Source organism: Oligoflexus sp., assembly GCF_035638955.1.
Lineage (GTDB): Bacteria > Bdellovibrionota_B > Oligoflexia > Oligoflexales > Oligoflexaceae > Oligoflexus.
This window is the reverse complement of record NZ_DASQYZ010000196.1, coordinates 1-9,754: the sequence shown is the minus strand read 5'-3', so window position 1 is coordinate 9,754 and position 9,754 is coordinate 1. Positions and strand designations below refer to the sequence as shown.

The window sequence follows — 9,754 nt, the reverse complement described above, 5'->3', positions numbered from 1 at the left end:
TAACTCAGCTTATAGGAAAGATACCACCGGACATGAAGCATGATGATCTGGCGCTCAAAACAATGTCCTTTGGTGTCAAAAAGCATGAGCCGCCCTCCCGAGGTTTCCTCGAGAATACCACCGACTTACCCAGGCGCAACACAACCGAAAAACTGCCGTCGTGCCTTTCGCTTTTGATCTGATTCAGGTTGATCTCTGTCACAGGATCTCAAATGTTGCCATGTTTGTGTTACCGGGAACATTGTTCCAAACAGAGAGATAGGTTCTTTCTCCATCCCGAAACAGCCTCGGATACTGAAGTGGGCACACACCCTTCCCGACTGGCTGGATCAAAGGATTTCCACGGAACTGCTCCCACGTACCACTTCTGGCGAGATTTGGCGAACGAATCAAGCCGAACACCCAATTCTGATCCGGGGTGCAAAGCAGGTTTCTGTCTGAAGCCTCGACCAGCATGTAAGTGTGGCTAGATGAGGATAAGCTGGCTGCTGCTCCTCCACCGATGCAGCCGGTCTGTGGATTCCACGGAACATTCCAGCCTTGACAGTCTCTTGAAGTAAACATCGGCCCCCCAGGGAGATCAGGCGCGATGGTGAGCCAGTTCATAAAGTCGGTAGTTTTTGCAACTCCTCTATATCCGGTCCCGCTTGAGCTATGATAGCCATGAAAACTTATAAAATAGTAGCCATTACGCTTATACATGATTTCGGGTGTGCCTTCATCCCCGGTATCCCCTGGACATGAACCTGGATCATTCGTGCAAATTGATTTCCACAGCGAGCGGCTCCTGATCACCGGATTGGCCAAATTTGCAGTGAAACGACCGAGTGGCGATCGACCCGTCCTCGAGTAGTGATTTAAACTCCAGACATTTTTATTGGATAGGCTTTGTGCAAGTGCGTGCCAAGTATTGGTTTCACTATCGTAGTAAACATCAGCATCCACAATCGCACATTCGCCGGCTCCGAAATTCGGTTCTGCTACGACTTCGCTAGTAGACCAGCTGACACCGCGATCGGTCGAAAAGCGGACCTTGAGACGCGCCACGTCATACTTGCAAGATCCGGGGACCAATGATCTATCAAGCCACTGATACTCTCGATTGAAGAGATACCAAACTCCGTCCAAAGCAACAAAGTCAGTTCCCAGGTTGGCGCCTGCATATCGATCACCCAAGTCCAACGTCGGAAAATTGCTTAGGCCAACCAGATTAAGGCGGGCGTTCCCATTGAAAAGCTTGTCCAGCTTGTCCTCACGGTCAATCGCAACGCGAGTGTTGTGATGCTCCAAGTAGGATGTGGCAAAGGTATACACACGGAATTCGACCCGTCCCACTCCAGAATAAAGGAAATCCAATGAAAAATCCTGTGGTGAGAAAGGGGAATCGAAATCGCGCCGATGGATAACGCGCTGACCCAGGAGTATGCGGCCTTCGTCGGCAACTACGTCTACCCGTGCGACAGCATGATCATCAGCTGTGTTGTTATCTACAGCAAGCGTAAACACTGCGCGACCAGCACCTGACGGTAAATCGGATGCGTATGGTCCATAGGTCAGGTACCCAGGTCCAGAGTCGGTGGCAGCGAACCAGATTGAGCCATCCTTTAATTGGCCGAACTGATGATCTGCGACAGCCGGAGGATAGGAAGCGCTCGCCACGATGCGACTCAATGTTGCTTCATCGACATCTGTCACGACTGCTCCATTAAAGGAAAAGCCAAGCAGAGGCGTTCGGTCCAAATTTTTCGCCGTGCTGGAATGCTTGCTGGCAATACGACAAGAGCTCATAAAGAAAGATAGGAGACACACTAAAGTCGAACCCCAGATACGATTCATGAAATTCTCCTGAGAATTGGTTCGCAAAACTTCAGATTGGACCGGTGGTCACACAGGGTTTTTCATTCCCTTCTCCCCATGCGAATGGCTTCCGTGATCAGTCGACCAACCAGACTCAGACCGTTGGAACCGATAGTTAACGCATCAACCGACTTAACTTTCTGACAATATCAGCCGCATGGAATGCCGTTTGATTGGTGTTACTGCCAAGTCCAATTGCCCTGAATACTACTCGAATCGTTGACCGGGGTGCCAGCCTTAATTCATCTTTTCATTCTGTGAGTATTATAGCGCTCAGACTGGAAAACCACTTTGATAAGAACAAGCTTGTAGCGCAGAGCCTAAGGCGTTCAGAATACTCGCCTATATGATGGGTATCGCCTTGATTAATGGCAGTCGCTTTGTGTTCGGGAGACGTAATGCGAAACCTATTTCGAGTTCCATCCTGATCGCAAGAGTTAATTGAAAACCACCCTGAGCACAATTCTCGCCCTTATATGGAAGTTAATTGATTGGTGTTGCTGCCAAATCCAATCGTCTTTAAGAATATTCGAATCTATGGCAGAGAAAGATATGGAATCGTCTTCTTTTCATTCTGTAAATTCCATAGGGCTCAGAGTGGAAAAAACCCGGTTCCGTCATCGATGATGGTTATCAGCATGGTGTCACCAGCGGAGTCATAAGGAATCGATTTGCAATTTCCAATGTGATTTCAATAATAACTAAAAAAGTCATCATGATCACAATTCTTCCACCACCCCGGCTGGCCCAGTGTCTTCAATATCTCGTTGAATAGCTTTTCGATTTCTTTAGAAAATTCCTTGCTTAGCTCATATGTGGTTAGTTCCATCAGGTCATCTTTACGAAGAATTCATGAATATAGTCATCTTTCCTCAGCTTTATCGCTTGTCAATTCTTTAGGAAATGTTAGAACGACATCGTCTATACATTTCATCGGTGCACTATTGAAGACGGATCCACGCAACCTTTAGGAGGAGTGAATCATGAATAGGCCAATGACTATACAGGATTCCTTTTCAAGATTTTCCCCGTTAGCCTTCTTAAGGTTTGCATTTGGAGCAAACTTATATGTTTTACTTGTCTCACTATTGAATGTTGGCGCAGTATACGCAGCTGATCAGAGCAATGATCTTACAGCGGCATCCGATCCGTTTGGTTATACCGAGTTCAATAGGAGCTGGGTGGGCCTGGGCTTTGACTCCCTCACAGGTCTTCCAAAAGATCCATGTTTTATTCCCGAGGATCTTTCAATCCTGGTTACGCCAAGGAATCAGACCATCCATAGCAGTCACGTTATTCGAAGCCACGGAGATATGAGTGAAGCATATAGCAAGAGCACGTCATCAGGTATTTCGTTCTCGTTTTTCCTGTTTTCAGCAGCATTCAGCGAATCCAGTGCGAAAGGAAAGTCAGCTCGATTAAGGACCGATGAAGTAATTGCTGTTGCTCAAACAACGGTTGTCAAAGAGGTCAGGCAAGTCAGAAGTTCGGTGCCGACGATGACAAGTGACGCGATCAGACGGCTGCAGTTTTCACCTTTGGCTTTCAGGTCGAGTTGCGGTGACGCCTTTGTAAAACAGGCGACGTTGGGCTCGAGAATGTCGATTGTGTTCAGAGGCAGGCTCAGCAAGGAGCAGATGGCACAAAAAGAAGAAGCAAGACAGGCCATTGGCTTTGGTCTTCTCAATTACTTTAATTTCAATCAGGCTTCAGCATCCTATAAAGAGAACAGAGAGTTATTCAACCAAATCAAATTTTCGACAGAATGTTTTGTCGAAGGGGTGAACAATTCGAGTCTTTGCACTCACTATAACCTGAGTCTGAACAATCGCGAAAACCTTGAGACATTGGCAGAGAGTTTTAAGCAGGCTCAGCTGGGCTTTGCGGAATCCGCCTCAGCGAAGACTGATGAATTCGTGATGCTGGAGTGGAAAACAGAACCTTACCCGGAACCCTACCAGGTTGCCATAAAGGATAGAGCCTTGTTCTACCCTATCTCTGATCGGGTCCTGCATTTGGCCCATTTGAACGCGCTGGGGAAGGAGATAAGCAGTTTGTGCAGTGATCTTGAAACAGATCGATTTGAGTGTGTTACTGGAGAAATCGCGATTGAAGATGAAATCAGACATTGCGCAGATCAGGGCCTCTGGGAGAATCCAGGCAGCAAGTGCTCAGGACCGCCGTACAAATCAATCTCCGATTATCGAGAGGAATTTAAAAGCGTCCTGGCGCTTGGTCGCGGCGGCGCCATAAGTCTATTTGCATCTCCAAACCGGGTTGGTACGCCGCTCGATTTACACTTTGGAGAACTTTATAGTCCTTCGAGTCATTATCGTGCAGGTGTCTTGTACGACCTTTCTTTGCTGGGGTTTCCACCAGGACAGCTGGGCTCGGCAATGGCCAATCTGGAACCCAACTGGAAGATCACCTTTTTTGAAGGGGAAGATGGACTTGGGCGTAATGTAACGCTGCAGGGGCAGGAACAAAGCGAAGACTTGCGCGGGTTCGGTTATTTCATGATCCAAAGATAGGGCCATATGAGCTTTTTACAAAGGAAAAAGAGATGAAAATCAAATCGGCATTAAATTTGGGTATAGCGGCCACTCTTGTCCTTAGTTGTGAGAAAAATGCAGAGAGCAGTTTGACTTATGTCGATGCACCAGCAGACTCGTGGGTTGGACTTGGCTTTGACGAGCTCACAGGCCTGCCCAAAGATTATTGTTTCTCTCAGTCACGAAGGATACTGCCGACCAGGAAGAATGAAACAGATTCAAGCACGAACATAGTTTCATCCTGGGGTTCGTTGACAAAGATAGTAAACAAGTCGTCCAGCTTCGGATTGTCGTTAAGTTGGGATATTTTCCGAACAAATGTCGTAGCAGCCGCAGTAGGGGATGCCATAGGCGGGGCGGCCTCGGGTGATACCACCTCGACTCCGGCCACGGGTGATACCACCTCGACTCCGGCCACGGGTGATACCACCTCGACTCCGGCCACGGGTGATACCACCACGACCCCGGCCACGGGTGATACCACCTCGACTCCGGCCACGGGTGATACCACCACGACCCCGGCCACGGGTGATACCACCACGACCCCGGCCACGGGTGATACCTCGGCGTCAGGTGGTACCGCCGCCAGGAATGGCTTTTTGTCCATTGCGTTCACCAAAAGCAGCCAATTCAGCAGGACGAGCCGGGTTTCCACTGATGACATCGTTGCTGTTGCTGAGATGAATGTGACGGACGAAGTGCAGATTTTTGCTCCGGGTGATCCAACCTTGGATGAAGATCCCTTGCAACGCCTCAATTTTTCCATTTATCCATTCCGCCAAAGCTGTGGCGACAGATATATAAAGTCAGCCAAGATAGGTTCAAGATTTTTGGTTACGGTGAAGGCAAACCTTTCCGGCAAAACTGAAGAATTCAAGAAGGGGGCGAAGTCCGGGCTGGAACTTTCACTTGGCACATTCCTGAAGGTGAACTCCAATTCAGCCCTGAGCACGGAGCAGCAGGACGTTCTCAACTCCTTGCAGTTTTCAACGAAGTGTCTGGTGATAGGAAAAGCTCCTTCGTCCGTATGCTCAGAACTCAATCTTGATGATCGTCAAAACATTTCAGTCGTGCTCGCTCGCCTTGATAGTGCTTCGAAGAAGTTTACTGCCGCAGTCGATGATCCCGCAAGCATGAATAAACATGTGATGCTCGATTTTGAAACGGTAGCCTACAAGCTTCCATACTATAAACCGACTTTGGATAGAGAAGGCCCTGTTTTCTATGACAACAGCGACCGCAAAGCGCTGGTCGCGACGCTCGGTGATATTTATAGCAACCTCTCCGCGAAGTGTGAGTCCGCACCTGCCTTTGAGTGCACCCTGGATCTCACCAAAATCGAGGATGATATCAAGAGGTGTGCCCAACAGGAGACCTGGGAATTCACCGGAAGTCCTTGTAACCAAGGAACCGTGGACGAGTATAGAACAAAATACGCAAGATGGGGCATTTGAGCCTCAGGTCACAGCTGCTTCAGTAAATACGGGGCGGTCGTCAAAGTACTGCCTTGCTTGCGACAACCAGCAGGAGTCTTTCATGCCTGTTAATTCAAGATCTTTCCAACCCAGAACTGGTCTGGCATTGCTTGGTGCAGCTTTTCTTTTCAGCAACATCGTCAGTTGTGGCGATGCCCTGAAAAGTGATGGCAGCTATAGATTGATGCAATCAGAGATCCCGGGTGACTCCTGGGTGGGACTGGGCCTCGATGAGTTGACGGGCCTTCCGAAGGACCCTTGTTTCACGGATCTGCCCATCCTGATTACACCGAAGAGACTGACCGACCATCCTTCGGATATTGTGCAGACCTATGGAGAAATGGGTCACGTCTTTAACAAAAGTACAGACAGCCGGATGTCAATTTCCTTCCTGTTCTTCTCAGCTTCAAGCAGGACATCCAGTTCTGTCACCAGAAGATCCAGGGTAAGAAGCGATGAGGTTATTGCTGTTGCTCAGACAATTTACACCCGGGAGCTTCGTACTTTGGATGCGGCTGTACCGGAGCTCACGGCTGGAGCCAGGGATCGCCTCGGCAGTTCCGCCTTGGCGTTCAGGCAGAAGTGCGGCGATAGTTTCATCAAGCAGGCAACCATGGGATCACGAATGTCCATTGTGCTTCGTGGCCGGTTATCCGAGGAGCAGACTGCCAGAAAAGAGGAAGTGCTCAAGGCCGTTGGCGCCGGGCTTTTTGGATTTGGCTATCAAAATAGCAAATATAGTTCGTCTGAGAACTCTTCCCTGTTCAACCAGATTCAGTTCTCTGCTGAGTGCTTTGTCGAGGGAGCAGCGGATCCCACAGTCTGCACCACGCATCAGCTTAATTTTGAGAATCGACAAAATCTGCAGGGACTCGCCAATAGTTTCCAGGCAGCCCAGACGGAATTCGCTGCCCAGGTTGAAGCAAATCCCAATAATCACGTGATGCTGGATTGGGTAACAGAGTCCTATGAGAAGCCTTACGACGTCACAATTCCTGAAGGTGATTTTTATCCTTATAGGACACGAGTCGAGCACGTCCGGCAGCTCGGCGGCCTGGCCAACGAAGTTCGTCAAATTTGCGATGACTTACCGGAAGGGCATCCGACATGCATCACAGCTACCCTTAAAGCTGATGAGGGACTTGGAAGCTGTGCAGATCAGGCGTCATGGGCAGCCAGTTTCAATCCTCAGTGCCCGGACTCGTCCCTGATCGACGTGAACCAGTATCGGAACTGGCCTGAGCTGGCAGCTGCCTTGAGCTTAAGTCACGGTGGTAACATTGCCCTATTTACTGAAGCAGACTTTGCAGGTGGACGTCTGGATCTAAATTTCGAGAATGTATATAATCCCGCGAGCGCATACAAGGCCTGGGTCCTTTATCCACTTCCGCCTTTAGGTTTCCCTGACAATCAGTTGACTTCGATTGCTTCAAATCTGGGTGCCGGATGGAAAGTGACCTTTTTTGAGCATCAGGAATTCACGATTGGGCGCAGAGTTACGGTCGAAGCTCAACTGGGACATAACAACCTGAAACGGTATGGAACTTACAACTATGACGATATGTTCTCGTCCTTCATGATTCATCGTTAGAGGGCTGATTAGACATTTGATCAATATACGATAAACGTCGGGACACCCTTTATCTACGAAGCCATAGGAAAAAAGGACTATGAAACTCTTGGGGCGTGCAAATTCATTTCTGGTAGTCAGTGGAATCGCTTTAAGTACAGTGAACTGCCAACCGGATCAATCGGGGAAAGCCCAGGGAGGCTATTCCCGGCTGGCTTCTGAGTTGTCAGCCCCGACCTGGGCAGGCCGCGGTTTTGATCAGCTCACTGGAATAGTCAAGGATCCTTGTTTTGTGCAGGACAGCCTCTTGATTCAAGTACCGCCGACATCCGAGGTGCAGAACGTTTCAAGTGAAGTTAAGTTGGCGGAAGATTTCAATGAAATTCTGGACGCGCTTGACTCCAGCCCAGGCGCATTCTCCATGCTGTCCGAAAGCAGTGAAACCAAGCAAATCGGCAATATAACAATAAAAAACGATGAGATCATTGCAGTTGCACGCGCGACAGTCCTTAAAGAAGTTCAGAAGGTCGCCAACGAACCTCAGTTGACCGAACAGGCGAAAAAAAGGCTTGCATTTTCCGCGTTGGAATTTAGACGAAAATGCGGAGATACCTACGTTGATAGGGCTGAACTCGGATCGCGGATGACAATTATTTTCAGAGCAAAACTTACCCAGGAGCAATTTGGCCAAAAGGATGTTGCAAAAGAGGCTCTTGTAAACAAGATTGGTTCCATATTCAACCAGACCATCAAAAATTCCTCGCAATACGACCAGATTTTCAATCAAATCAGCTTTTCGACCCGCTGTATAGTTGAGGGTGCTGTTGGACCATCTGTTTGCACAAAGTATCAACTCAACTTCGACAATCGTAGTAGCCTTGATGATATCAAGGATAGCTTTGTGGCAGCTCAGCGGGAGTTTGAAGCTCAGGTCCTGGCTAATCCTCAGGACCACGTAATGTTAGGTTGGGAGTCGTCACCCTATAGCGTGCCGGAATCCGAAAGTTTCGACAGGGATGCGATAATCTATCCTTACGAGGCTCGGCTGAATCACATTAACCAGCTGGGCGATTTTCAGAGCCAAATTCGAAGCATATGTGCAGACCTGCCAGTGGACCTGGAGCCATGCGTCCACGCAACACTCAATATTGACGAAGATATTAAGGACTGTGCTCAGCAGGGTCGATGGGAAGGTGCAAGTGACCGCTGTCCTGGGCCGCCGTTTGCAGACATCAGTAGCTATCATGTCCGATTTGCGGACGTGTTGAGCCTGGGAAATGCGGGTTCCGTAACCTTATATACAGGAAAGGAATATTCGGGAACTCCTGTCACTTTGAATTTCCCCAATCTATATCAAAGCGAGAGCCCGTTCAGGCCAGGGATTTTATATCGTCTTGATGGGTTTGGATTCCCCGACAAGGAATTGAGCTCCGTGTCTGTAAACCTTGGTAACTGGAAAATCACGTTCTATGAGGACGAGAGAACATCCACGACGCGTCAGCTGACAGTGCAGGGCAAGATTGGTCATGGCGATTTCGGGAATTATTCCGGTGTCGATTATGATAACAGGTTCACCTATTTTAGGATCCACCGCTGAACCGATGAATTCCGGCTTGCGTCGTCAGCCAGTCGGATGCATGAATGATATCCATGGAGGTTATATTATGATGAAGAATAGCATTACTGCACGTTTCACAATCAGTTTCCTGGTTTTTGTCCTGGTCCTTGCAAGCTTCCCGTCGATGGCAACAGAAGGCGAGACGGGACATGATACAATAGAAGATGAAATTGACCCCAATAACCTCGACTTTAGTGGGTGGTATTATCAGCTCTACCGAAACAATGATGAGGGCTCAGGAGCATATTGCTCTCATAAAGGTTCTCTTCTTATCCGCATGGATATCAATGAGGATGGCTTCGAAGACACTTTTTGCAAAGACGTGAACGGTCTTGAAGAGATCACGAGCGGAATGCGCTTATTCTATGGATATCCCGCGGTCAGAAGTAGATTATCGACAGTTTGCCTTCATCCGGCCGTCACGTTTACTGTGCTGCCAACAGCGCGTGTGATTATCTGTAATTCCAATGAAAGGCAGGATGGAAATACCTACATGGATTTTCATCGTTATTTGAAACCCCTATTTTAGGATAAATAAGACTTTCGGGTCCTATTGCTCTTGCGTTGGATCTGTTGCAAAAAAAATGTAGTATGAGGCTCCATGATAGGCCATATTTGCTAATCACCTTATCCACGGAGCGGATATGGCCATCAGTTTCAAAGGCAAACATTTCCCCAAATC

At 48.4% G+C, this 9,754-nt stretch carries 7 protein-coding genes; 6 read left to right on the top strand and 1 reads right to left on the bottom strand.

The genetic code is table 11. From position 1 onward, the window contains the following. On the top strand, nt 1–182 hold a 182-nt coding region (locus VE954_RS18315), incomplete at its 5' end, for a hypothetical protein (protein ID WP_324955375.1). Between the two features lie 16 nt (nt 183–198). Here VE954_RS18315 and VE954_RS18310 read toward each other — a convergent pair. Then, nucleotides 199–1,836 (bottom strand): hypothetical protein, encoded by a 1,638-nt coding sequence (locus tag VE954_RS18310; protein WP_324955373.1) that lies wholly within the window; start codon nt 1,834–1,836, stop codon nt 199–201. A 1,004-nt stretch (nt 1,837–2,840) separates the two neighbouring features. On the opposite strand from VE954_RS18310, the gene VE954_RS18305 reads away from it, so the two are divergent. The 5 genes from VE954_RS18305 (at nt 2,841) to VE954_RS18285 (ending at nt 9,601) form a co-directional block, all read left to right on the top strand. Continuing rightward, complete coding sequence (locus VE954_RS18305) at nt 2,841–4,388, top strand: hypothetical protein (RefSeq protein WP_324955371.1); 1,548 nt, start codon at nt 2,841–2,843, stop codon at nt 4,386–4,388. A 272-nt stretch (nt 4,389–4,660) separates the two neighbouring features. Then, entirely contained in the window at nt 4,661–5,863 is a 1,203-nt protein-coding gene (locus tag VE954_RS18300) for a hypothetical protein (RefSeq protein WP_324955369.1), read from the top strand. Between the two features lie 82 nt (nt 5,864–5,945). Further along, a complete protein-coding gene (locus tag VE954_RS18295; protein WP_324955367.1) occupies nt 5,946–7,475 on the top strand; it encodes a hypothetical protein in 1,530 nt (509 codons plus the stop codon). A gap of 286 nt (nt 7,476–7,761) precedes the next feature. Then, nucleotides 7,762–9,051 carry a hypothetical protein gene (locus VE954_RS18290; RefSeq protein WP_324955365.1) on the top strand — a complete coding sequence of 430 codons (1,290 nt, stop codon included), beginning with the start codon at nt 7,762–7,764 and terminating at the stop codon, nt 9,049–9,051. A 67-nt stretch (nt 9,052–9,118) separates the two neighbouring features. Continuing rightward, nucleotides 9,119–9,601 carry a hypothetical protein gene (locus VE954_RS18285; protein ID WP_324955363.1) on the top strand — a complete coding sequence of 161 codons (483 nt, stop codon included), beginning with the start codon at nt 9,119–9,121 and terminating at the stop codon, nt 9,599–9,601. Nucleotides 9,602–9,754 lie beyond the last annotated feature (153 nt).